Origin of the sequence: Allorhizobium ampelinum S4 (assembly GCF_000016285.1) — a bacterium.
GTDB lineage: Bacteria > Pseudomonadota > Alphaproteobacteria > Rhizobiales > Rhizobiaceae > Allorhizobium > Allorhizobium ampelinum.
This window is the reverse complement of record NC_011989.1, coordinates 1,933,451-1,956,975: the sequence shown is the minus strand read 5'-3', so window position 1 is coordinate 1,956,975 and position 23,525 is coordinate 1,933,451. Positions and strand designations below refer to the sequence as shown.

Annotated in this window: 18 protein-coding genes; 10 read left to right on the top strand and 8 right to left on the bottom strand. The window is 56.0% G+C overall.

Annotated elements, in window-relative coordinates:
• Positions 1-120: 120 nt before the first annotated feature.
• On the bottom strand, positions 121-2,913 hold the full coding sequence (gene gyrA, locus AVI_RS09350) for a DNA gyrase subunit A (RefSeq protein WP_015916120.1): 2,793 nt from the start codon (positions 2,911-2,913) through the stop codon (positions 121-123).
• A gap of 278 nt (positions 2,914-3,191) precedes the next feature.
• On the opposite strand from gyrA, the gene AVI_RS09345 reads away from it, so the two are divergent.
• A complete protein-coding gene (locus AVI_RS09345) occupies positions 3,192-3,821 on the top strand; it encodes a MarC family protein (protein WP_015916119.1) in 630 nt (209 codons plus the stop codon).
• A gap of 75 nt (positions 3,822-3,896) precedes the next feature.
• Here AVI_RS09345 and AVI_RS09340 read toward each other — a convergent pair whose 3' ends face one another.
• Together AVI_RS09340 and AVI_RS09335 are read right to left on the bottom strand one after the other, a co-directional pair.
• Positions 3,897-4,151 (bottom strand): hypothetical protein, encoded by a 255-nt coding sequence (locus AVI_RS09340; protein WP_041696642.1) that lies wholly within the window; start codon positions 4,149-4,151, stop codon positions 3,897-3,899.
• 42 nt (positions 4,152-4,193) lie between these two features.
• A complete protein-coding gene (locus AVI_RS09335; RefSeq protein ID WP_015916118.1) occupies positions 4,194-4,724 on the bottom strand; it encodes a single-stranded DNA-binding protein in 531 nt (176 codons plus the stop codon).
• Positions 4,725-5,003: 279 nt separating this feature from the next.
• On the opposite strand from AVI_RS09335, the gene uvrA reads away from it, so the two are divergent.
• Genes uvrA through AVI_RS31945 form a run of 3 tightly spaced genes read left to right on the top strand, consistent with a single transcriptional unit; the run spans position 5,004 to position 9,297 of the window.
• Positions 5,004-7,925: an excinuclease ABC subunit UvrA gene (gene uvrA / locus AVI_RS09330; RefSeq protein ID WP_015916117.1), complete on the top strand. Its 2,922-nt coding sequence runs from the start codon at positions 5,004-5,006 to the stop codon at positions 7,923-7,925.
• Positions 7,926-7,946: 21 nt separating this feature from the next.
• Complete coding sequence (locus tag AVI_RS09325) at positions 7,947-8,750, top strand: DUF72 domain-containing protein (protein ID WP_015916116.1); 804 nt, start codon at positions 7,947-7,949, stop codon at positions 8,748-8,750.
• On the top strand, positions 8,668-9,297 hold the full coding sequence (locus AVI_RS31945; protein WP_470207170.1) for a GNAT family N-acetyltransferase: 630 nt from the start codon (positions 8,668-8,670) through the stop codon (positions 9,295-9,297). Before AVI_RS09325 ends, AVI_RS31945 begins: the two co-directional genes overlap by 83 nt.
• On the opposite strand, the gene AVI_RS09315 is transcribed toward AVI_RS31945, so the two are convergent.
• The gene (locus tag AVI_RS09315) at positions 9,294-10,775 is read right to left on the bottom strand and encodes a bifunctional ADP-dependent NAD(P)H-hydrate dehydratase/NAD(P)H-hydrate epimerase (protein WP_015916114.1); all 1,482 of its coding nucleotides are present in this window, start codon (positions 10,773-10,775) and stop codon (positions 9,294-9,296) included. The genes AVI_RS31945 and AVI_RS09315 overlap by 4 nt on opposite strands.
• Before the next feature lie 336 nt (positions 10,776-11,111).
• On the opposite strand from AVI_RS09315, the gene AVI_RS09310 reads away from it, so the two are divergent.
• From AVI_RS09310 to hspQ, 3 genes are all read left to right on the top strand, one after another.
• A complete protein-coding gene (locus AVI_RS09310; RefSeq protein WP_015916113.1) occupies positions 11,112-11,450 on the top strand; it encodes a P-II family nitrogen regulator in 339 nt (112 codons plus the stop codon).
• Between the two features lie 61 nt (positions 11,451-11,511).
• Positions 11,512-12,921, top strand: a complete 1,410-nt coding sequence (glnA, locus tag AVI_RS09305) for a type I glutamate--ammonia ligase (RefSeq protein ID WP_015916112.1) — start codon at positions 11,512-11,514, stop codon at positions 12,919-12,921.
• A gap of 189 nt (positions 12,922-13,110) precedes the next feature.
• Positions 13,111-13,440: a heat shock protein HspQ gene (gene hspQ / locus AVI_RS09300; protein ID WP_041697996.1), complete on the top strand. Its 330-nt coding sequence runs from the start codon at positions 13,111-13,113 to the stop codon at positions 13,438-13,440.
• Between the two features lie 81 nt (positions 13,441-13,521).
• On the opposite strand, the gene AVI_RS09295 is transcribed toward hspQ, so the two are convergent.
• Positions 13,522-14,157, bottom strand: a complete 636-nt coding sequence (locus AVI_RS09295) for an invasion associated locus B family protein (protein ID WP_015916110.1) — start codon at positions 14,155-14,157, stop codon at positions 13,522-13,524.
• A 371-nt stretch (positions 14,158-14,528) separates the two neighbouring features.
• Here AVI_RS09295 and AVI_RS09290 point away from each other — a divergent pair, with 371 nt between their 5' ends.
• The 3 genes from AVI_RS09290 to AVI_RS09280 all read left to right on the top strand — a co-directional run bounded on the left by AVI_RS09290 (position 14,529) and on the right by AVI_RS09280 (position 18,109).
• Positions 14,529-16,334: an extracellular solute-binding protein gene (locus AVI_RS09290; RefSeq protein WP_041697993.1), complete on the top strand. Its 1,806-nt coding sequence runs from the start codon at positions 14,529-14,531 to the stop codon at positions 16,332-16,334.
• A 75-nt stretch (positions 16,335-16,409) separates the two neighbouring features.
• Positions 16,410-17,081: a DsbA family oxidoreductase gene (locus AVI_RS09285; protein ID WP_015916108.1), complete on the top strand. Its 672-nt coding sequence runs from the start codon at positions 16,410-16,412 to the stop codon at positions 17,079-17,081.
• Positions 17,082-17,173: 92 nt separating this feature from the next.
• Entirely contained in the window at positions 17,174-18,109 is a 936-nt protein-coding gene (locus AVI_RS09280) for a DMT family transporter (RefSeq protein ID WP_015916107.1), read from the top strand.
• Positions 18,110-18,153: 44 nt separating this feature from the next.
• On the opposite strand, the gene AVI_RS09275 is transcribed toward AVI_RS09280, so the two are convergent.
• From AVI_RS09275 to AVI_RS09265, 3 genes are all read right to left on the bottom strand, one after another.
• A complete protein-coding gene (locus tag AVI_RS09275) occupies positions 18,154-19,131 on the bottom strand; it encodes a hypothetical protein (protein ID WP_015916106.1) in 978 nt (325 codons plus the stop codon).
• Positions 19,132-19,196: 65 nt separating this feature from the next.
• A complete protein-coding gene (gene mfd, locus AVI_RS09270) occupies positions 19,197-22,724 on the bottom strand; it encodes a transcription-repair coupling factor (RefSeq protein ID WP_015916105.1) in 3,528 nt (1,175 codons plus the stop codon).
• The gene (locus AVI_RS09265; RefSeq protein WP_015916104.1) at positions 22,721-23,068 is read right to left on the bottom strand and encodes an FAD assembly factor SdhE; all 348 of its coding nucleotides are present in this window, start codon (positions 23,066-23,068) and stop codon (positions 22,721-22,723) included. Before AVI_RS09265 ends, mfd begins: the two co-directional genes overlap by 4 nt.
• Positions 23,069-23,525 lie beyond the last annotated feature (457 nt).

Sequence of the window (23,525 nt, the reverse complement as noted above, 5' to 3'; positions counted from 1 at the left end):
AGGCTCTGCATCTGACAAACGAGCACGGGGCAGATTTTTGGCACAAAGATTATCAGAACGCAGAAGGCCATGGCGCGGATAACGCCATGGCCTTCTGGTTTTTAACCTAAAGGAGATCCCTTAGGTCGCGCTCTCATCCGGCGTCGCTGTATCGGTGGCGACACCCTCCTCGGCACTGGTCTCTGCGCCGATCTCGCCATCCTCTTCGCCTTCCGGCTCGTTGATGCGCTCGACCGATACGACCTTTTCATCCTTGGCAGTATTGAAGATCGTCACGCCCTTGGTGGCGCGGCTGGCGATGCGGATGCCATCAACCGGCACGCGGATCAACTGACCACCGTCTGAGACCAGCATGATCTGGTCCTTGTCTTCGACCGGGAAGGCGGCGACCAACTGGCCGATTTCCAATGTCTTCGACGTGTCGGTGGCCCGAATGCCCTTGCCGCCTCGACCCGACGTACGGAAATCGTAAGAAGATGAGCGCTTGCCAATACCGCGTTCGGAAATCGTCAGCACGAATTGTTCGCGTGCCTTCAGTTCCTGATAACGTTCCTCGGAAAGATCACCGATTTCACCCACCTCTTCGCCAACCAGTGCGATGTCGTCCTCATCCACGCCACTGGCGCGGCGCTCGGTAGCCGAACGCTTCAGATAGGCCGCACGCTGCCATGGTTCGGCATCGACATGGCTGAGAATTGTCATCGAGATGATCCGGTCATTCGGCTGCAACGAAATGCCGCGAACGCCGATGGAATTGCGACCGGCAAACACTCTGACTTCATCGACAGGGAAGCGGATCGCCTGGCCCAAAGCGGTTGTCAGAAGCACATCGTCATCAATCGTGCAGGTTTCGACGGAGAGGATTTCATCGCCCTCTTCCTCAAGCTTCATCGCAATTTTGCCATTGCGGTTGACCTGAACAAAATCACTCAACTTGTTACGACGCACGGTGCCCCGCGTCGTCGAGAACATCACGTCGAGATTATCCCAGCTTGCCTCATCCTCGGGCAGCGGCATGATCGTTGTGATCCGCTCGCCTGGCTCCAGTGGCAGCATGTTAATCAGTGCCTTGCCACGCGACTGTGGGGTGCCGATCGGCAGACGCCAGACCTTCTCCTTGTAGACGATTCCGCGTGACGAGAAGAACAGAACCGGCGTATGGGTATTGGCAACAAATAGCCGGGTAACGAAATCCTCATCGCGGGTTGCCATACCGGAGCGACCCTTGCCGCCGCGACGCTGGGCGCGATAGGTGACCAGCGGAACACGCTTGATATAGCCGAGATGCGAAACGGTCACCACCATGTCTTCACGGGCGATGAGATCCTCATCGTCCATATCAGGACCGCCCTCCATGATCTGGCTGCGGCGTGGCGTGCCAAATTCATCGCGCACGGCGACAAGCTCATCGACAACGATGGTTTGAATCCGCGTGCGAGACGACAGAATATCGAGATAATCGGAGATTTCCGCCCCGATCTTGTTCAATTCCTCGTCGATTTCATCGCGACCAAGGGCCGTCAGGCGAGCAAGACGCAATTCAAGGATAGCGCGGGCCTGCTCTTCCGACAGGTTATAGGTGTTGTCCTCGTTGATCCGATGGCGCGGATCATCGATCAGCCGGATCAGACTTTCGACATCAGCTGCCGGCCAGCGCCGCTCCATCAACTGCTCGCGCGCTGTTTGTGGATCTGGCGCCTGGCGGATCAGCCGGATGACTTCATCGATATTGGCAACGGCAATGGCGAGGCCAACCAGCACATGGGCGCGGTCACGCGCCTTGCGCAGCAGGTACTTTGTTCGCCGGCTAATAACCTCCTCGCGGAAGCTGACGAAAGCCCGCAGCATGTCGAGCAGCGTCAACTGTTCCGGCTTGCCGCCATTCAGCGCCACCATGTTGCAGCCGAACGAGCTTTGCAGCGGCGTATAACGGTAGAGCTGATTGAGGATCACGTCCGCATTGGCATCGCGCTTCAACTCGACAACGACGCGGTAGCCCTGACGGTCGGATTCGTCACGCAGGTCGGAAATGCCCTCGATGCGCTTGTCGCGCACCAGTTCGGCCATTTTCTCGATCATCGTCGACTTGTTCACCTGATAGGGAATCTCGGTGATGATGATCTGTTCGCGATCACCGCGCATCGGTTCGATCCGCGCCACACCGCGCATGATCACCGAACCACGTCCGGTCTCATAGGCAGAGCGAATGCCGCTTCGACCCAGAATCAGCGCCCCAGTCGGAAAATCGGGACCGGGAATGATCTGCATCAGTTCCGGCAAGTCGATAGCCGGGTTCTCAATCAGCGCGATACAGCCATTGATGACTTCGACCAGATTGTGCGGCGGAATATTCGTCGCCATGCCGACCGCGATACCGCCAGCGCCATTGACGAGCAGATTGGGGAATTTCGCTGGCACGACGACAGGCTCAGACAGCGTGCCATCATAGTTGTCACGAAAATCGACGGTGTCCTTGTCGAGATCGTCCAGGAGCGAATGTGCGGCTTTTTGCAGGCGGCATTCGGTATAGCGTTCCGCCGCTGGCGGATCGCCGTCGATGGAGCCGAAATTGCCCTGACCGTCGATCAACGGCAGCCTTAGCGACCAATCCTGCGCCATACGGGCCAGCGCATCATAGATCGCCGAGTTGCCGTGTGGATGGAATTTACCCATCACGTCGCCGGTTACACGGGCGCATTTCACATATTTTTTGTTCCAGTCGATACCCAGCTCGGACATGCCAAACAGAATGCGACGATGAACGGGCTTCAAACCATCGCGGACATCGGGAAGTGCGCGGCTGACGATAACGCTCATCGCGTAATCGAGATACGACCGCTGCATCTCCGTTATAATCGAAATGGGTTCGATATCGGACGGCATTTTGCCGCCGGGTGTGCTTTGCTCAGTCAAAACGGGTCACGCCTGTTAGAATCACTAGGGATTTTATAGCGGAAAGCCCCTTTCCGCGCCAATTAGCTGGGAGGTTTTGAACAGGCTTTTGCGGCTATGACAAGGCATTTCTTGAACCCTGAGGCGCTATCTGCCCGAATGACCGTCACTGTTGGCTTGACGTTGCCTCCACGCGCCGGAAATCACTCTTCAACGGCCCGTATATGGTAGAAGAAACCATCGCGCCCCAGTTTCGCGCAATCTGTGGCCTTTATCCAAACCGAAACAGGAGAACATCCATGACCAATGTCGAACTTCTCCTCAATGCCTTCACCACCCTGTTGGTGACGCTGGACCCGCCGGGCCTGGCACCGCTGTTTCTTGGCCTGACACGCGGCATGACCCGGCAGCAACGCAAACAAGTGGCCTTGCGTGGCGCGGCCATCGCCTTTGGCATCCTGGCGGTCTTTGCTGTTTTCGGCGCCAGCATTCTCGAAGCACTTGGCATCTCCATCGGCGCATTCCGTATCGCAGGCGGATTGATGCTATTTGCCATCGCTTTCGAGATGATCTTCGAAAAACGCCAGGAGCGTAAGGAAAAGACCTCGGAAGACGCGATTACCCGCGATCATATGCACAATATCGCCGTTTTCCCGCTGGCTTTGCCGCTTATCGCTGGCCCTGGCGCCATTTCCGCCACCATTCTGCTGGCTGGCGCCTTGCCCGGCCCGGTAGAGCGCACGGAACTGATCCTGGTCATCGGACTGTGCATTGGTGTCGTACTGCTGGCCCTGGTGATCGCCGACCGCCTCGACCGGTTTTTAGGTGTGACAGGCCGGGCCATCCTAACTCGCCTGCTCGGCGTCATCCTGGCCGCCCTATCCGTTCAATTCGTCGTTGACGGCATCAAATCGGCATTTCACCTTTGATGCCCATGCAATGGCGATGAAGGCATCGCCATTGCAAAACCGAAACCTTCCCAGGCGGTTTAGGACGGACATTTTCTAATAGTTCGCCCGCAATATCCGGTTCCAGATCGTACCGCCCAGAAATCGATTGAACACGACAAAATAGGCGACAACCAAAGCAAACATGATGAAGGCGGGTAAGCCGTTCAACTGAAAACCGTCTGGCGTCAAACCACCGCTCAGATAACCGACGATATAACCCAAGACGAAAAATGAACTGAACAGATCGAGTATGAAAGCAAGAATAATCCGCCATTGAGACGGTCTGCTTTTGGTTTCATCTTCAGGCATAGACCCCTCCGATCACATCAAAAATTTTGCTGATCCTGCCGATCAGAACGGAATATCGTCATCCATATCGCGCGAGAATCCGCCCGACGGCGCACTGGCACCGCGACCGCCGGACGACGCACCGCCGCTGCGGGCCGGGGCCGAGCCGTAGTCGTCGTAGCCACCGCCCCCTCCGCCGAAATCGCTGCCGCCACGGGCAGCACCGCCGCCTGCCCCATCGCCACGACCGCCAAGCATGGTCAGGGTCGAATTGAAGCCCTGGAGGACGATTTCCGTCGAGTAACGGTCATTGCCGTTCTGGTCCTGCCATTTACGGGTCTGAAGCTGGCCCTCGATATAAACAGTTGCGCCCTTCTTCAGATATTGTTCGGCCACCTTGCAGAGACCTTCGTTGAAGATCACCACGCTATGCCATTCAGTCTTTTCTTTGCGCTCGCCGGAATTACGGTCGCGCCAGGATTCGGACGTGGCGATGCGCAGGTTGGCAATCGGCTTACCGTCCTGGGTACGGCGAATTTCCGGGTCAGCTCCCAGATTGCCGATCAATATAACCTTGTTGACGCTTCCAGCCATGATACTCACCTCGCTGCCACCATGGGGCGGCTTACAAATCCAATCAATTTTAACCTTATCCTATCCCTGTCGATTAAGGGCAGGCAGATCACCTGTAATCCACAGCGAAGAATCTAAACCAAAAAATGTTCTTTCTTTGTTCTAATAAATTTGTATGATGCAGTCAACTCTATCGGAATCCAACGCAGAATCGACGTACCCGTCTCGACAGGACGGCAGCAGTGACTAAATAAGGAGCGGCATTCCTGCCTGCGGCTCTCTCCCAAACCGAGTTTTGTTATGAGCGAATTGAAGACGATTTCCATCCGTGGTGCGCGCGAGCACAATCTCAAGGGCATCGACCTTGACCTGCCGCGCAACAGCCTGATCGTGATGACCGGCCTTTCCGGCTCGGGAAAGTCGTCGCTGGCCTTCGATACGATCTATGCCGAGGGCCAGCGCCGCTACGTCGAAAGCTTGTCGGCCTATGCCCGGCAATTCCTGGAGATGATGCAGAAGCCCGATGTGGACCTGATCGAAGGCCTGTCGCCTGCAATCTCCATCGAGCAAAAGACCACCTCGCGCAATCCGCGCTCGACGGTCGGCACTGTCACCGAAATCTACGACTACATGCGCCTGCTGTTTGCCCGCGTTGGCGTGCCCTATTCGCCAGCCACCGGCCTGCCGATCGAGAGCCAGACCGTTAGCCAGATGGTTGATCGCGTCCTGGCCTTTGAGGAAGGGACCCGACTTTATATTCTTGCGCCACTGATCCGGGGCCGCAAGGGCGAGTATAAGAAAGAACTCGCCGAGCTGATGAAGAAGGGCTTCCAGCGCGTCAAGATCGATGGCCAATTCTACGAAATTGCCGAGGCGCCAACACTCGACAAGAAATACAAGCATGATATCGACATTGTCGTTGACCGCGTCGTGGTACGGGCCGACATGGCCTCGCGGCTGGCCGACAGCCTGGAAACCTGCCTTCGCCTTGCCGACGGGTTGGCGGTCGCCGAATTTGCCGACAAGCCGCTGCCGGCCAATGAAACCTCGGCTGGCGGTTCCGCCAACAAGTCGTTGAACGAGACCCATGAGCGGGTGCTGTTTTCGGAAAAATTCGCCTGCCCCGTCTCCGGCTTTACCATTCCGGAAATCGAGCCCCGGCTTTTCTCCTTCAACAATCCGTTTGGCGCCTGCCCGACCTGCGACGGCCTGGGTTTCCAGCAGAAGATAGATGAAGCGCTGATCATTCCCGAGGCAGACAAGCGGTTGAAGGACGGCGCGATTGCCCCTTGGGCAAAATCCAGCTCTCCCTATTACGATCAGACCCTTGAAGGTCTTGGCAAGGCTTTCGGCTTCAAGCTGACCAGCAAATGGTCGGATCTGAGCGCCGAGGCACAGAAATCCATCTTGCACGGCACGGAAGAAAAGATCGAGTTTCACTACGCCGATGGCGCGCGCTCCTATAGCGCGACGAAGACCTTCGAGGGCATCGTCCCAAACCTTGAGCGGCGCTGGAAGGAAACCGATAGTGCCTGGGCGCGAGAAGAAATCGAGCGCTACATGTCCGCCGCGCCCTGCCCGGCCTGCAAGGGTTTCAGGCTGAAGCCGGAAGCGCTGGCGGTGAAAATCAACGGCCTGCATATCGGCCAGGTAACGGAAATGTCGATCCGGGTTGCCGGTGGCTGGTTCGAGACCCTGCCTGGTCTGCTGACCGACAAGCAGAATGAAATTGCCGTTCGTATTCTCAAGGAAATCCGCGAACGCTTGAGCTTCCTCAACGATGTCGGGCTGGACTATCTCAGCCTGTCGCGCAATTCCGGCACTCTGTCTGGCGGTGAAAGCCAGCGCATCCGGCTTGCCTCGCAGATCGGCTCAGGCCTGACCGGCGTGCTTTATGTGCTGGATGAGCCATCGATTGGCCTGCACCAGCGCGATAATGCCCGCCTTCTCGATACGCTGAAGCATCTGCGCGATATCGGTAATACGGTGATCGTCGTCGAGCATGATGAGGATGCCATTCTGGCCGCCGATTATGTGGTCGATATCGGTCCTGCGGCAGGCATTCATGGCGGCCAGGTGATTGCCAAGGGCAGTCCGCAGGATATCATGGCCAACAGCAAATCGCTGACCGGCAAGTATCTGACCGGCGAGCTTGGCGTTAAAGTGCCGCCGGCGCGGCGCAAGCCGAAAAAAGGTCAGCAGATCAAGGTGATCGGCGCACGGGGCAACAATCTGAAGAATGTCACGGCGGCCATTCCACTTGGTGTGTTTACCGCCGTTACTGGCGTTTCCGGTGGCGGAAAATCGACCTTCCTGATCGAGACATTATATAAGGCCGCAGCACGACGGGTGATGGGCGCGCGCGAGAACCCCGCCGATCACGACCGGATCGATGGTTTCGAATTCATCGATAAGGTGATCGATATTGACCAGTCGCCGATTGGTCGCACGCCGCGCTCCAATCCCGCCACCTATACCGGCGCATTTACGCCAATCCGAGACTGGTTTTCTGGACTTCCAGAGGCCAAGGCGCGCGGTTATCAGCCCGGCCGCTTTTCCTTCAACGTCAAGGGCGGACGTTGTGAAGCCTGCCAGGGCGATGGCGTCATCAAGATTGAAATGCACTTCCTGCCGGATGTCTATGTCACTTGCGACGTCTGCCACGGCAAGCGCTATAATCGCGAAACGCTTGATGTGACCTTTAAGACAAAGTCGATTGCTGACGTCCTGGACATGACGGTCGAGGAAGGTGTGGAATTCTTCTCGGCTGTGCCTGCGGTGCGCGACAAGCTTCAAGCGCTGTTCGATGTCGGCCTCGGCTACATCAAGGTAGGGCAACAGGCCAATACGCTGTCGGGCGGCGAAGCCCAGCGAATCAAGCTTGCCAAGGAGCTATCAAAGAAATCGACGGGCCGCACCCTGTATATTCTAGACGAGCCGACCACCGGCCTGCATTTCCATGACGTTGCCAAACTCTTGGAAATGCTTCAGGAACTGGTCGATCAGGGCAACTCCGTCGTGGTCATCGAGCACAATCTCGAGGTCATCAAGACAGCCGATCACATCATCGATTTCGGCCCCGAAGGTGGCGATGGCGGCGGCCAGATCGTTGCCCAAGGCACGCCGGAAGAGATCGTCAAAGTAGAGGCTTCCTATACCGGCCACTTCCTCAGGGAGTTGCTGGAGCGCCGTCCGATGAAGAAGCCGCAAGCCGCAGAATAGCGATCAACAAGGAGTGGGCAGATGACCGCAGGCACAATCCGCACCGGCATCGGCGGCTGGACTTTCGAGCCATGGGAAGGCACGTTCTATCCTGAAAGGCTTCCGAAGAAACGGCAGTTGGAACATGCCAGCCGCCAGCTCACGGCTATTGAGGTCAACGGTACCTATTATTCCAGCCAGAAGCCGGAAACCTTTGCCAAATGGGCCTCTGACGTGCCTGACGATTTCATCTTTTCGCTGAAAGCCAGTCGTTATTGCACCAATCGCAAGATATTGGCGGAGGCCGGTCCGTCTATTGAGAAGTTCCTGAGCCAGGGTATCGCGGAGCTGGGGAACCATCTTGGCCCTATTCTCTGGCAATTCATGGCAACGAAAAAGTTCGAACCTGAGGATTTCGAGGGGTTTCTGTCGCTCCTGCCGAAAACCCTTGATGGTTTGACGCTGCGGCATGTGGTCGAGCCACGCCATCCCTCGTTCCAGACACCTGATTTCATCACCATGCTGGAGCGTCATGGTGTGGCCGCAGTCTGTGCTGATCACCACGATTATCCGATGTTTGCCGATGTCACCGCGGATTTCGTCTATGCCCGGCTGCAAAAGGGAACGGGTGAGGTCAAGACCTGCTATCCTGAAACCCAGGTGAAGGACTGGGCAAAGCGGTTTTCCGCCTATGCCGAAGGCGGGGTGCCGCAGGATTTGCCGCTGATCGCGCCGCAACGGATAGTGGATAAAAAACCACGCGATGTCTTTGCGTTTTTCATCACGGGCGGCAAGGTCAATGCGCCGAATGGCGCGCAATTGCTTCAGAAAGCGCTATCGAACTGAAGGTCTGATGATGACGACACCCATCGGCGAGCCTTCTGACACGATCCATATCGGTCCAGCTACAACGCGGCATTTTTGCAATTTGCGAAATGTGGAATTGGCCTCGTTCGAAACCCTTCGGGCTGCTGGGGCCGTAACAGGCGACCCTGCTGCAAGCAGCGACGAGGAATTGCAAGTGTATCTCGATGCCGGTCTGCTTCTGGCGGCTTTCGATGGAACGGAGAGTTCGGTCGGATATGCTGGGGGCTATATCAGCGAGGGATGGCTGCACATAGGAGAAGTGGATGTTCATCCTGAATGGCAGCGACAAGGAATTGGGCGGCGGCTCATAAACGCTCTGCTCACTGAAGGACGGACCAGACATCTCGTGGGTGCGATGCTGACGACGGACCGTTTCGCGCCTTTCAACGCGCCCTTTTATTCTTCTCTTGGGTTTCAAGCCATTGAGGGGGACGCCTGTCCCGTCCGGCTGAAAGAGATTCTTGCCGCAGAAGCGGTAAAAGGCCTCAATCCACTTCGCCGCGTCGCCATGGTTCTGGTGTTTTAGCCTTGGCGAAAGGGTTTCACAGCCGCAGCCAGATCCTCTGCTGTCAATCCCTCGCCGAGCCTTGCGCCCGTTTCAGCATGCAGCCAGACACCTGCTGCCGCAGCCTCAAAGGCCGGAACGCCTTGCGCTAGTAGTCCGCCGATGATCCCGGCCAACACATCGCCGGAACCGGCTGTGGCAAGCCACGGCGGCGCATTTTCGTTGATCAGCGCCCGGCCATCGGGAGCGGCAATCACTGTGTCTGCACCTTTGTAGACCACCGCCGCATTGGCTTTTCTGGCGGCAGCCTGGGCCTTTTCAACTTTGCCCAACGTCTTCTCACCGGCAATATCGGCAAACAGGCGAGCAAACTCGCCCTCATGCGGCGTCAGAACCAAGCGGGTTTCATTGCCGGAAAATGCGTCGAAAAGCTCGTCTGGTTGATCCCTAAAAGAAGAAATACCGTCGGCATCGAGAATCAGCCTGCGTTTGGACAGCGAAAGGGTGAATTCCCGCGCCTTTTCGCCAATCCCAAATCCGGGTCCGAGCACGAAGGCGCTCATCCGCTGGTCAGTCAGATAGTCCTCAAGGTCATCAAGATCATTGATGGCCTTCACCATCACGGCAGTGGTCTGCGCGGCATTGACAAGAACGGCACTGGCCGGTGAGGCCAGTGTCACCAGCCCGGCCCCGGCCTTCAATCCTGCCATAGCGGACAGCCGCGCGGCACCTGTCGCGCTGCTGCGCCCGGAAAACACCGTAAGATGGCCGCGGGTGAATTTATGGCTAGCGCCGGAGATCCTTGGCAGGAGATGCGCCCATAAATCGGGATGATTGACAGCAACGTCTCCTCGATGTTGTTCAATGGTGCGACAAGGGATGCCGATATCGTAGATCTCCACCGTGCCGCAGAGCGAACGTCCAGGTAGCAGCACATGTCCCGGCTTTCTTGCCATGAATGTCACCGTATGGGCTGCCTGAAACGCCACCGGGCGGGGCTGGCCCGTGCGGCCGTCTATACCGGAGGGCAGATCGACCGCGACAACGGCGATACCGACCCGATTGACCCGCTCGATCAGTTCTGTCACCGGCAAAGGCAAGTACCGCGCGAGGCCTGCTCCGAACAAAGCGTCTACCACCAGATCCCCCTGCTGAGGATCATAGAGAGCTAGGGGTTCGGCCTTGCCCTGGTAGTCGGCAAAAGCCAGAGCGGCATCTCCATTCAACTTTTCCGGCTCGCCCAGGTAAAAGACCTGCACCAAAACCCCGGATTGACGCAGCGCTTCAGCCGCAACATAGCCGTCACCGCCATTGTTTCCCGGCCCACACAGCACCGCCACCCTCAGCGCCTGGGGGAAAAGCCGGAGTGCCGCTGCCGCCACGGCAGAACCGGCCTTGCGCATCAGGCCATAACTATCGATGCCCGAGTTGGCCGCATCAAGGTCCACCAGCGCCATGGAAGAGGGAGAAATCAGGTGATGAAAAGATGTTTGCATCATGCAAATATCAAATCGAAAGCCGAACCAAACGGCAATGGCGTTGAGGAAATTAATATTGGATATTTATTGTGCATATGCCTATCGAACTAGCATGAATTTATGCAAAAAATCTGCACAATCCATAAAATCAGCAAAAAATTCAATCTGACTAATTCTCACAAAAAATAGGCACTTAGCTCTGGTGTTTTGCCCGGGTTTAGGCAAAACTGTTTCGGCAATGCGGGTGATTTTCTGTTTTTTTCGCAATTCGCGGACCAAATTGGCACGGTAAGTGCATCAACGCAGGGCAAACAGGTGTTACCTGCATCAATGAGGGAAGCGGAGAGAAATTTTCTCATGAAAAAGATCGAAGCGATCATAAAGCCTTTCAAGCTGGACGAAGTGAAGGAAGCCCTTCAGGAAGTAGGATTGCAAGGCATAACGGTCACGGAAGCCAAGGGATTTGGGCGGCAAAAGGGCCATACGGAGCTGTATCGCGGCGCCGAATACGTGGTCGACTTCCTGCCTAAAGTGAAGGTTGAAGTCGTGCTAGCCGATGAAAACGTCGAGGCAGTCATCGACGCGATCCGCAATGCCGCGCAAACGGGGCGTATTGGCGATGGAAAGATTTTCGTTTCCAACGTCGAGGAAGTCGTCCGGATCAGAACCGGCGAAACCGGCGTCGACGCCATTTGAATGCGGCCCGGCTGAGGGAGGTCGGGTCTTATAATCGTCATCAAATCGAGGAACAAACCTAATGACGACCGCACAGGATATTCTTAAACAAATCAAAGACAATGACGTAAAATTTGTCGATCTCAGGTTCACCGACCCCAAGGGCAAGTTGCAGCACGTCACCATGGACATCGTCTGTGTCGATGAAGACATGTTCGCCGATGGCGTCATGTTCGACGGCTCCTCTATCGCAGGCTGGAAGGCGATCAACGAATCCGACATGGTGCTGATGCCAGACGTGGAAACGGTGCATATGGACCCGTTCTTCGCCCAGTCGACCATGGTCATTCTCTGCGATATTCTCGATCCGGTCTCCGGTGAAGCCTATAATCGCGATCCGCGCGGCACGGCCAAGAAGGCGGAAGCCTATCTCAAGGCCTCCGGCATCGGCGACACGGCATTTTTTGGCCCGGAAGCCGAATTCTTCATTTTCGATGACGTGAAATACAAGGCCGATCCTTACAATACCGGCTTCAGGCTCGATTCCACCGAATTGCCGTCCAACGACGATACCGATTATGAAACCGGCAATCTCGGACACCGTCCGCGTGTCAAGGGCGGTTATTTCCCGGTTCCGCCAATCGACAGCTGCCAGGATATGCGCTCGGAAATGCTGACAGTGCTCTCCGAAATGGGCGTTGTCGTCGAAAAGCATCACCATGAAGTGGCTGCGGCCCAGCATGAGCTTGGCATCAAGTTCGACACGCTGGTGCGCAATGCCGACAAGATGCAGATCTACAAATATGTCGTGCATCAGGTTGCCAATGCCTATGGCAAGACTGCAACCTTCATGCCTAAGCCGATCTTTGGCGACAATGGCTCGGGCATGCATGTGCATCAGTCGATCTGGAAAGATGGCAAGCCGACCTTCGCCGGTGACGAATATGCCGGCCTGTCGGAAAGCTGCCTCTATTACATCGGCGGCATCATCAAGCATGCCAAGGCACTGAATGCCTTCACCAACCCCTCGACCAATTCCTACAAGCGCCTGGTGCCTGGCTATGAAGCACCGGTTTTGCTGGCCTATTCCGCCCGCAACCGTTCCGCCTCCTGCCGCATTCCGTTCGGCTCCAACCCGAAGGCAAAGCGCGTCGAAGTCCGCTTCCCTGACCCGACCGCCAACCCCTATCTCGGTTTTGCCGCCATGCTGATGGCTGGTCTCGATGGTATCAAGAACAAGATCCATCCTGGCAAGGCCATGGACAAGGATCTCTACGACCTGCCGCCGAAGGAATTGAAGAAGATCCCGACGGTTTGCGCCTCGTTGCGCGAAGCGCTGGAAAGCCTCGACAAGGATCGCAAGTTCCTGACCGCAGGCGGCGTCTTCGACGACGACCAGATCGACGCCTTCATCGACATCAAGATGCAGGAAGTCATGCGTTACGACATGACGCCTCATCCGGTGGAATACGACATGTACTACTCGGTCTGATCAGATCGAAACCAAAGCCGGCAGCAACCCTGCCGGCTTTTTTATTGCAGTATCATTGGTATTTTTTTGTAATTACACATCTCGTTAAACCGGGCGGCCATGCCTCAGCCGTTTTGTGACAAAACCATGTCGAGGCCCTTGATGTTCGTTGTCCCGTTTCCCAAATATTTGACGAAAGGAAACAAAGCCATGAAACAACGCAACGCAAAGTTTGGAATCGGTGACATTGTTCGTCACAAGGTATTTCCGTTTCGCGGCGTCGTTTTCGACGTCGATCCGGAATTCGCCAATACGGAAGAATGGTGGAACGCGATCCCCGCAGAATTGCGGCCCAGCAAGGATCAGCCCTTCTATCACCTGTTGGCTGAAAATGCCGAGACGGAATACGTCGCCTACGTCTCCGAACAAAATCTGGAGACAGACGAAAGCGGCGAACCGCTGCGCAATCCGCATATCAACCAGATCTTCGTGGAAGAGCAGGCCGGTCATTACAAGCCGCGGATGAATTTGGCTCACTGATCAGTTGATCATTATGTCCTATAAAAAAAGCCCCGGTTTAACGACCGGGGCTTTTTTTCAATGAAGCAAAGGAATAACCGATTATTTGGTTTCCTTGGCGGCCTTCTGGGCGTCTTCCAGGGCCTTCTGCGATTCTTCGTTCTTCTTCTGCATGGCTTCTTCCAGCAGACGCTGGCGCTCCTGCGCCTGGGACTGGGTGATAGCTGGGCCATCGTAAGAGCCGGTAAAGCCATCAAGCGAAATCTTGATCGGGTTTGGAACGCGGCGGAAGTTCATCGACGTGAACACCACGTCATGCCCCTTCTTCAGGCTGGCAATCATCGCGTCCGTCAGCGGAATTTCAGCTGTGCAACGGTCCGGGAAGCAGACGGCGTAATCGATCTTCTGGCCCTTGCCGCCATCGATCTGCAAAACGACGCCCGGAGGGACGAGCCGTGCGGAAGGCACGGAAACCTGCATCAGCTTGCGGTTCATCTTGCCTTCGATGGAGATGATCGCCACGGCGATAATCATCTGGCGGTTCTGCGCGACCTGAATGTTCTGCACCGTGCAGATATCGTTGTCTTCCTGCTTGGCGCAGGTCTTGAACCAACCCTGCGGCGGCAAGCCGGCATCGCCAGCGGGCTGCTGCTGGGCAAAAGATGCGCCAGCAAAGCCAGTGGAGAGAACGAGAGCGGAGAGTGCCGCACGCGCGGTTTTGGCTGCTGTAAACGTCATAACGAGATCCGTCTCCTGAAAACTTTTGTCGAACCGAAGTTCTCACCCGATTAGATCGGCCTATTCGTTCATCCCCTGGGTTTTAAATGAGGCAAATAGATGACCCGATGTGTGTGGTGATCCTGTTACAGCGCATCGCTGCGAATATCCAGTGCTTCTTTGGTGTTTGGGAGAGATGCATCCAATTTGTGGAACGATTGAGCGCACGCGCCATTTGTTTTACTGGACAATTCCACCCAGTCACTTACATGGCGCTTCCATGGCAGGAATTGTGCCATAGCGGTTGGCTTTCCGGCAGTTCGTGATAATTTGCCGCGAAATTTAAAATACTGATCTCGAGAGGAAATGGTTTGCGGCGTCTTTTGTCGACCCTGCTGGTCTTGGTCCTGCCGTTCTGCGGCGTGTTTGCCGCATCGGCTACCTTGGCCGAGCCCGTCAATGCCATATCCATGTATGGCAAACCCGCCCTGCCCGCCGATTACAAGCACTTGCCTTACGTCAACCCTGACGTAAAGAAGGGCGGTCGGATCTCTTACGGCGTGGTCGGCACGTTCGACAGCTTCAACCCCTTTGTCATCAAGGGCATGCGCACAACGGCGCGCGGCATCTGGGACCCTGACTACGGCAACCTGTTTTACGAAACGCTGATGACGCGCTCGGCCGGCGAACCCTACACGCTCTACGGTCTTCTGGCGCAGAGCGTGGAGTGGGATGATGCCCGCAGCTTCATCCAGTTCAACCTCAACCCCAAGGCCCGCTGGCACGATGGCCAGCCCGTGACGCCGGATGACGTGATTTTCACGCTCCAGATCCTCCAGCAGAAAGGCCGTGCACCTTTCGACAAGCGGTTGAATGGCGTCGCCAAGATGGAAAAGGTTGGCGAGCATAGTGTCCGCTTCACCTTCAACGACAAGGCCGACCGGGAAATTCCGCTGCTTCTGGCCTATGCAACACCGATCCTGCCGAAACACGCCATCGACCCGGACCTGTTCGAACAATCGTCGCTGAATGTGCCTGTTGGCTCCGGCCCCTATAAGATCAAGGATATACGCCCCGGCGAGCGGATTACCTATCAGCGCGATCCGAATTATTGGGGCAAGGATCTTCCCTCGAAGGTGGGTTTCGATAATTACGACGAAGTCAGCGTAACCTATTTTTTGCAGGACAGCACCCTGTTCGAAGCCTTCAAGAAGGGTGAGATCGATCTTTACCCTGATGGTGATTCGGCCCATTGGCTGCGGGCTTATAATTTTCCGGCAGCCGTGAATGGCGATGTTGTGCGCGAGACCTTTACCCCACAAAAACCGACGGGCATGCTGGGATTCGTGTTCAATACCCGCCGCCCGATCTTTGCCGATGTGAAGGTGCGCGAGGCGCTGACGCTCGCCTTCGACTTCGAGTGGGTCAACAAAAACATCTACGGCAATGCGTTCAAGCGAATCCAGAGTTACTGGCAGAATTCGCCGCTCGGCGCCTTTGGCCATGCCGCCGACGACCGTGAGCTGGCAATTCTCGGCAATGCGCGCAACACGATTGCCCCGGAAATCCTGGCAGGCACCTATACATTGCCGATTTCCGATGGTTCGGGCGCCGACCGTAATATTCTGCGCCAGGCCGTCGCGCTGCTCAGCCAGGCTGGCTATTCGATCAATGATGGAAAAATGGTCGATGCCCAGGGCAAGCCACTGTCTTTCGAGGTCATGACCCAGAATGCCGGCCAAGAGAAAATGGCGCTTGCCTATCAGCGCACCCTGAGGCTGATCGGCATCGGCATGAGCATCCGGACGGTGGATGACGCGCAATATCAGGCGCGCTCCAACAGCTTCGATTATGACATGGTCGTCATGGCCTATCCTTCGACGCTGGCTCCCGGTATCGAACAATTCAACCGCTGGGGTTCCACTGCCCGGGATCGGCAAAGCAGTTTCAATTATGCCGGTGTTGCCAATCCGGATATCGACCGGGTGCTGAACACCATGGTCAATGCCAGAAGCCTCGAGGACTATCAGGCCAGCGTGCGGGCCCTGGATCGCCTGCTGGTGGCCGGGCATTACGTGGTGCCGCTCTATTATAATGGCGAACAATGGCTGGCGCGCTGGAAGCGCATTGCAAGGCCTGACCAGGTACCGATGCTGGGCTATCAACTCCCCACCTGGTGGGATGCCAGGGCGCAATGAATTCAACCACCGTGCGCTGACTGCGCACGGATCTGCGGCGTGTCATCGCTGCCGCATACCGATGGAGACTCTTTTATGCAACGTATTACCATCGATCTCGTGTCCGATGTCGTCTGCCCGTGGTGCTATCTGGGCAAGGCCCGGCTGGATCTGGCCATTGCCGAGGTGCAGGACACTGTCAGCATCGACGTCAACTGGCGCCCCTACCGGCTCAATCCTGACTATCCGCCCGAAGGCGTTGACCAGCAGGCCGAACTGGCCAAAAAATTTGGCGGCAAGGAAAACCTCGAGCGCGGCCATCAGCAATTGGCTGAGCTTGGCCGCGAGGTTGGTATTGCCTTCAATTTCGAAGCCATCAAGATCGGTCCGAATACGCTGGACGCGCATCGGCTCATCCATTGGGCAGGACTGGAAAGCCGTGAAGCGCAGGGTGCTGTGGTCTCAGGCCTGTTCAAGGCATTTTTCGAGGATGGTCGCAATCTCGGCGACCATGCCGTCCTGCTGGATATTGTCCAGGAGGCTGGGCTGGACCGCAAGGTGATGCAGGCCCTGCTGGCAGGCGATGCCGATAAGGACATGGTGATCGATGAAATCGACGCCGCCCAGAAGATGGGCGTCAATGGCGTGCCTTTCTTCATCATCGACCAGAAATATGCCGTGAGTGGGGCCCAGCCGACCGAGGTTCTGGCCAATGCCCTGCGCGACATCGCCGCTGAAAAGGCAGTCGAGCAGTCGAAACTGAATTGACGCAACGCAATATCGGCCATACTCACGAGAGGCCCCTGCCGGTGGAAACCTGATGACGGATTTCCCCGGCCAAACTCCAGGACGACCCGCTCGTGACCTCCGATACGACACCTCGCGGCCTTGCGCTCGCTTTTGCGGCCTTTGCCGCCTTCGCCATCAGCGATGCATCGGTCAAACTCGTTGATGGACGAATCAGTCCGTTCGAATCGGCCTTCTTCGGATCGCTGTTCGGTCTGGCTGCCCTGCCCTTTCTGCTGAAGCGCGGCGATTCGCTGACGGATGTGTTCAGGACCTCAAACCTGAAGCTCTGGCTGCTGCGCTTCGTCGCGTCAGGAACCAGCGCCATTGGGGCGGTGACCGCCTTCACCCATCTGTCGATGGCGGAAGCCTTCTGCCTGATTTTCCTTTTGCCCTGCTTCGTCACCATCATGTCGGTGGTGTTCCTCAAGGAACAGGTCGGCATGCGCCGCTGGAGCGCCGTCATCATCGGCTTTATCGGCGTGCTGGTGGTGTTACGGCCCGGCTTTAGGGAATTGTCCATCGGCCATCTGGGGGCCGTCATCGGCGGGTTGGGCGGCGCAATTTCCATCGTCGTCTACCGCGCCATCGGCCCGCGTGAAAAATCCACATCGCTCTACGGCGCCGGAGCCTTCGGCACCATCATCATTTCCGGCATCGCCATGCTGCCCGCTTTCTCCTGGCCGCAAGGAACGGACTGGCTGCTCTTGCTCAGCTACGGCCTGTTTGCCGCGCTGGCCACCGTGCTGATGATGCTGGCAACCCGCTTTGCGCCTGCGGCCGTGTTGGGACCTGCACAATATAGCCAGATGCTCTGGGCCATTCTGTTTGGCTACCTGATCTTCGGCGACCATGTCGATCTACCCATGCTGGTCGGCATCACCCTGATCATCGGCTCCGGCCTGATTACCCTGATGCGGGAGAGAACCAAGGGTGTTCCACTTCCACCGGCTGTTGCAACTGGTCCGCAGGCCAGTTTGGCGGTGGAAGAGGATGAGCAATTAAAGTAAAATCAAAAAAATCGTAATATTTTTGCTCTGAGGCAGATGATTATTTACTTGAAGCCCATAAAAAACCAAATATAATTACTAAATATATTTACAGCAAATGCCAATATTATATTTAATGAAATTATTACAACAGATCTATTTGTTGAATCCTTATCTTCAGTGATAGACATTTCGTCTCCTCTATTAAGATGGACATATGAAGACGAATGTATTAAATCTATATTTTTCTCTATGGATTTCCCTATCCTGCCGCTTATTGATAGTAAAACATGAGCGCCGCCAAATATCATTATTGAATATGGCAATATTTTTTCCAAGTTAACGGGATTGCTAATATAATATAGATAGGATGTTGTTAAGAATAATGCGAGAGATGCTAATTTTAAAATTCCAGAAAATTCATGACTATATTTTTTGGGAAATTTAACCCAATTTCTTTGCTTTCCCCTAAAGAGAGAATTAAACCAACCATCAATAACGTTCATGAAATTCATCGCAACCGTATAATCAACATAAGAAATCTTTATGTTTCCGGTATTATCAGCAATCATTGAAAAAAATATTGCAGCAACTCCCTCATTTTTTTGCATTTTTTTAATAATGGACGTTCGAGAGTGAATATCTATCGTAATTTTATAATTTTGAGGTTCATTAACAAGCGGCAATTTTATTAAAATATTGTACTCAAAATGTATATTTTCAATAGCGCTCAACGATGATTTATTGTAAGCTCTAAATCTATCAAAACTGCTAAATTGCTCCTTACTCTCATCTACATGATAAATAACTATAGATTCATTTTTAGTAACAATATTATATTGCTCGCAAGACTGATAAATCTTAATATGAAGATTCTCTAAATCTTCAAATTTAGTAACATGGTTTACATTGACACTTCGAGATATTTGTTCGCGCTTTCCTGTAATCTTTGCATACATATTCTGCAAAACCTGCATACTAACTTCTGCGGTCTCGTCAGTAGCAGTAATTGAATTGCTGTTGTTTTGCCCGATATCACGCATCTAATTCTCCTTTTACGTGTATCTGGCATAACTAAAGCAGGATTCGCAAATACTAAATTACCAAATCACTTCACCTTGGCCAGTTCCGCCAGTTGCGCCATGATGGTCGCCGCACCCGCCAGCCGTTTCTCGGGCGTTGGCAGATCGCGGGTCAGGAACACACTGTGGTCTGGACGGATCTTGGCCATGCTGCCCTGTTTGGCGATGAAGCCGACCAAAGCTGCCGGGTTGGGGAACAGCTTGTTGCGGAACTGAACCACGACGCCCTTCGGACCGGCTTCCAGCTTTTCGACATTGGCCTTGCGGCACAGCGCCTTGACGTAAACGACCTTCAACAGGTTCTGCACTTCCGCTGGCAGCGGCCCGAACCGGTCGATCAACTCGGCACCGAAGCCGTCAATATCGTTCAACTCGGTCAATTCGCCCAGGCGGCGATACAGGCCAAGACGCAGATGCAGGTCTGGCACGTATTCGTCGGGGATCATCACAGATGTGCCGACCTGGATTTGCGGCGACCAGCCGCTATCGACGACCTCGTCCTCGCCCTTCACCTCGGCCACGGCCTCCTCCAGCATTTGCTGGTAAAGCTCGAAGCCGACTTCCTTGATGTGGCCGGATTGTTCCTCGCCCAGCAAATTGCCAGCACCGCGAATATCGAGATCGTGGCTGGCAAGCTGGAAGCCCGCGCCCAGCGTATCCAGCGATTGCAGCACTTTCAGCCGCCGCTCGGCGCTGGTCGTCAGAACCTTGTTGACCGGCAAGGTCAGCAGCGCGAAGGCTCGCACCTTGGAGCGACCAACCCGGCCGCGGATCTGGTAGAGCTGGGCTAGGCCGAACATGTCGGCGCGATGGACAATGAGAGTGTTTGCGGTCGGCACATCAAGACCGGATTCAACGATGGTGGTGGAAAGCAGAACATCATAGCGGCCTTCATAGAAGGCGTTCATGATGTCTTCCAGTTCGCCCGCCGCCATCTGGCCATGGGCAATCGCCACTTTCAATTCCGGCACATCCGACTCCAGAAATGCCTTGATATCGGCAAGATCCGCCAGACGTGGGCAGACATAAAAGCTCTGCCCACCGCGATAATGTTCACGCATCAGCGTTTCGCGGATCACCAGCGGATCGAAGGGCGAAATGAAGGTGCGCACCGCCATACGGTCCACTGGCGGCGTGGTGATCAGCGACAATTCGCGCACCCCGGTCATCGCCAGCTGCAAGGTGCGCGGAATGGGCGTCGCCGACAGCGTCAGCACATGCACGTCGCTCTTCAACTCTTTCAGCCGTTCCTTGTGCTTGACGCCGAAATGCTGCTCTTCATCAATCACCAGCAGGCCAAGATTGGCGAATTTTATGCCCGACCCCAGGAGAGCATGGGTGCCGACGACAATATCGGTCTTGCCCTCAGCCACTTCCTTCTTGACGAGGTTCAGCTCCTTGGTACCCACCAGCCGCGAGGCCTGCTGGATGCGGATTGGCAACCCGCGAAACCGCTCGGAAAACGTCTTGAAATGCTGGCGCGCCAAAAGCGTGGTCGGAACCACGACCGCCACCTGAATACCGTTCATCGCTGCCACGAAGGCGGCGCGCAGCGCCACCTCCGTCTTGCCGAAGCCGACATCGCCGCAGATCAGGCGGTCCATTGGACGTCCAGCAGCCAGATCGCCGCGCACCGCCTCGATGGCATTCATCTGGTCCTCGGTCTCCTCATAGGGGAACCGCGCGGCGAATTCGTCGTAAAAGCCTTCAGTCGTGGCCAGCACCGGTGCCGACCGCATCATCCGCTCGGCGGCGATGCGGATCAGCCCACCGGCCATGTCCAGCAGGCGTTTCTTCAGCTTGGCCTTGCGCATCTGCCAGGCACCGCCGCCCAACTTGTCCAATTGCGCTTCGCTGCCTTCCGAGCCGTAGCGCGACAGAAGCTCGATATTTTCGACCGGCAGGAACAGCTTTGCCTCGTCGGCATATTGCAATTCCAGACAGGCATGCTGGCTGCCCGCCGCCTGGATGGTGCGCAATCCGATAAACCGGCCAATGCCATGCTCTGCATGAACAACGATCGAGCCTTCATCCAGCCCGGCCACTTCCGAAATAAAATCGGCTGCCCGCTTGCGACGCTTGGACCGGCGCACCATGCGGTCGCCGAGGATATCCTGCTCGCCGACCACCACGAGTTCGCCCGCCTCGAACCCGCCCTCAAGCGCCAGGACGGCGGTTGCCGCATGACCCTTGCCAAGCTGATCGAGATCCTTCAGGGCAGTAACAGGCTTTAGCCGCTCCAGCCCGTGCTCGTTCAACACCTGCAACAGCCGGTCGAGCGAACCTTCCGACCAGCCGGTAATCAGCACCTTGGAGCCGGAAGCCCGCTTGTCGGAAATATATTTTACTGCCTGGGTAAAGACATTGACCCGTTGCGCCTCGCCATCAGCCTTGGTCTCGCTGCTTTCCTGCGCGGCCAGCTTCGCCCAGCGCGGGCCGGAACGAGCCGAGAGTTCGACAATCTTGCGGCCTTCGCTATCCGGCTCGGCAAACGGTGTCAGACGGATCGGGTTCAGCGCTTCTAGCTTCTTGGCAAATTCCGCCGCCCCTAAATAGAGATATTCCGGCGGTATCGGTTTATAAGGCGTGCCCTGCGCCAGATGGCCCTTGCCGGGTGTCGCGCTGTTCAAACGCGCCTCATAATAGTCGCGGATCAGCTTGCCGCGTTCTTCGGCGGATTCGCGCACCGTATGGTCGAGCACCACCCGGAAATCGGTGAGATAATCGAACACCGTCTCCAGCTTTTCATGAAACAGCGGCATCCAGTGTTCCATGCCCGCATAACGGCGGCCTTCGGACACGGCGGTGTACAGCGCATCGTCGCGGGTGGCCGCGCCAAACAGCGACAGGTAATTCTTGCGAAACCGGCTGATGCTTTCCGGCGTCAACGTCACTTCGCTCATCGGGTTGAGGTCCAGTGAGCGGACCTGACCGATAGTGCGCTGGCTGGCTGGATCGAAACTGCGGATACTTTCCAGCGTATCACCAAAGAAATCCAGCCGCACCGGCTCCTCAGAGCCCGGCACGAACACGTCAAGAATACCGCCACGCACCGCAAATTCGCCGACTTCGCGCACGGTATCGACGCGTTCAAAGCCGTTGCGCGACAAGCGGGCGGCAACGTCGTCCATCTTCACCTGATTGCCGGGGCGGGCCGAAAAGGACAGGCTTTCGATAACATCAGCCGGTGCCAGCTTTTGCAGCATGGCATTGGCAGTGACAAGAACAATGCCCGGATGTGGCTTTCGGGCATGGGCAATCAGCCCCGACAGTGCCGAAAGCCTGCGGGCGGAAATATCGGCGCTGGGCGAAACCCGGTCATAGGGCAGGCAATCCCAGGCAGGCAGGGTCAGCACCGGAATTTCCGGCGCACAGAAGCCGAGCATCTGCTCGATATCATTCATCCGGCTGGAATCCGATAGAAGATAGGCGACAGGCCTGCCCTGCCGCGCCAGTTCCGCCACCAGAAAAGCGTCCATACCATCAGGCACAGGCGAGAGGGTAACAGCGGACGCCGCCGCTGCCGTCTTCTTTGCATCAAACAGGGAAATCATTTTTCGGTCACAGCACTCGCATCAGGCCTGGACGACAATGCAATGGCCGAACCATCGACAGGCGAAAAATCGGGGCGGGTGGCGGCAATGCGCTCAAACAACGGGATCTGCATATGAACAGGCACAGGGGCAGCACCATTGATCCAGCTGATCAGGTCATTGTCTTCTTCCGCCATGATCAGTTCGAGATCATCCAGCTCAGCATCGTTGAGCGCACTGATTTCTGCTTCGGCAAACTGGCCAAGCATCAGGTCCATCTCCCTGATACCCCGATGCCAGCAGCGAAACAGAATACGCCTGCGGCGGGGATCGAGATCGGCGCTGCTGCGAACCAGACCAGTCATGTCATTCACCTTCCTGTTGATGCTGAACCTCTTGGCTTCGCATCGAATTTTCTCGTAGACCGGTTTTCACAAGTCATGACGGAGCAAGCAGTTCGTCACTCCCCCGCCTTCGCTCGGCGGTCCTCGCCTCACTGAAAACGCACCGCACCTGTCGGCTCCATCCCTCTTCTCCCCATCGGGGAGAAGGTGCCGGCAGGCGGATGAGGGGGCGGCGAAGCCGAGAACCCGGTGCTTCCTCACAACATCGCCCCACCAAAAAACCGGTTCCCACTTTTCGGTCCGATGCTTTTCTCTTCGCATCGGATATGCCCGAAAACCGGTTCCCACTTCTCAGTCCGATGCCTTTCTCTTCGCATCGGATATCTCTGAAAACCGGTTCCCACTTTTCAGTCCGATGCTGTATACCCGCTCACAATTGCCTTGTCAGCCTTGCAATGCGCCTCATCACACGGCATTT

Excerpts from the sequence above, each read along its gene's own strand:
- AVI_RS09345 (WP_015916119.1), top strand. The coding sequence starts at position 3,192 with ATGACCAATGTCGAACTTCTCCTCAATGCCTTCACCACCCTGTTGGTG.
- AVI_RS09340 (WP_041696642.1), bottom strand. The coding sequence starts at position 4,151 with ATGCCTGAAGATGAAACCAAAAGCAGACCGTCTCAATGGCGGATTATT.
- AVI_RS09335 (WP_015916118.1), bottom strand. The coding sequence starts at position 4,724 with ATGGCTGGAAGCGTCAACAAGGTTATATTGATCGGCAATCTGGGAGCT.
- uvrA (WP_015916117.1), top strand. The coding sequence starts at position 5,004 with ATGAGCGAATTGAAGACGATTTCCATCCGTGGTGCGCGCGAGCACAAT.
- AVI_RS09325 (WP_015916116.1), top strand. The coding sequence starts at position 7,947 with ATGACCGCAGGCACAATCCGCACCGGCATCGGCGGCTGGACTTTCGAG.
- AVI_RS31945 (WP_470207170.1), top strand. The coding sequence starts at position 8,668 with ATGTCTTTGCGTTTTTCATCACGGGCGGCAAGGTCAATGCGCCGAATG.
- AVI_RS09315 (WP_015916114.1), bottom strand. The coding sequence starts at position 10,775 with ATGATGCAAACATCTTTTCATCACCTGATTTCTCCCTCTTCCATGGCG.
- AVI_RS09310 (WP_015916113.1), top strand. The coding sequence starts at position 11,112 with ATGAAAAAGATCGAAGCGATCATAAAGCCTTTCAAGCTGGACGAAGTG.
- glnA (WP_015916112.1), top strand. The coding sequence starts at position 11,512 with ATGACGACCGCACAGGATATTCTTAAACAAATCAAAGACAATGACGTA.
- hspQ (WP_041697996.1), top strand. The coding sequence starts at position 13,111 with ATGAAACAACGCAACGCAAAGTTTGGAATCGGTGACATTGTTCGTCAC.
- AVI_RS09295 (WP_015916110.1), bottom strand. The coding sequence starts at position 14,157 with ATGACGTTTACAGCAGCCAAAACCGCGCGTGCGGCACTCTCCGCTCTC.
- AVI_RS09285 (WP_015916108.1), top strand. The coding sequence starts at position 16,410 with ATGCAACGTATTACCATCGATCTCGTGTCCGATGTCGTCTGCCCGTGG.
- AVI_RS09275 (WP_015916106.1), bottom strand. The coding sequence starts at position 19,131 with ATGCGTGATATCGGGCAAAACAACAGCAATTCAATTACTGCTACTGAC.
- mfd (WP_015916105.1), bottom strand. The coding sequence starts at position 22,724 with ATGATTTCCCTGTTTGATGCAAAGAAGACGGCAGCGGCGGCGTCCGCT.
- AVI_RS09265 (WP_015916104.1), bottom strand. The coding sequence starts at position 23,068 with ATGACTGGTCTGGTTCGCAGCAGCGCCGATCTCGATCCCCGCCGCAGG.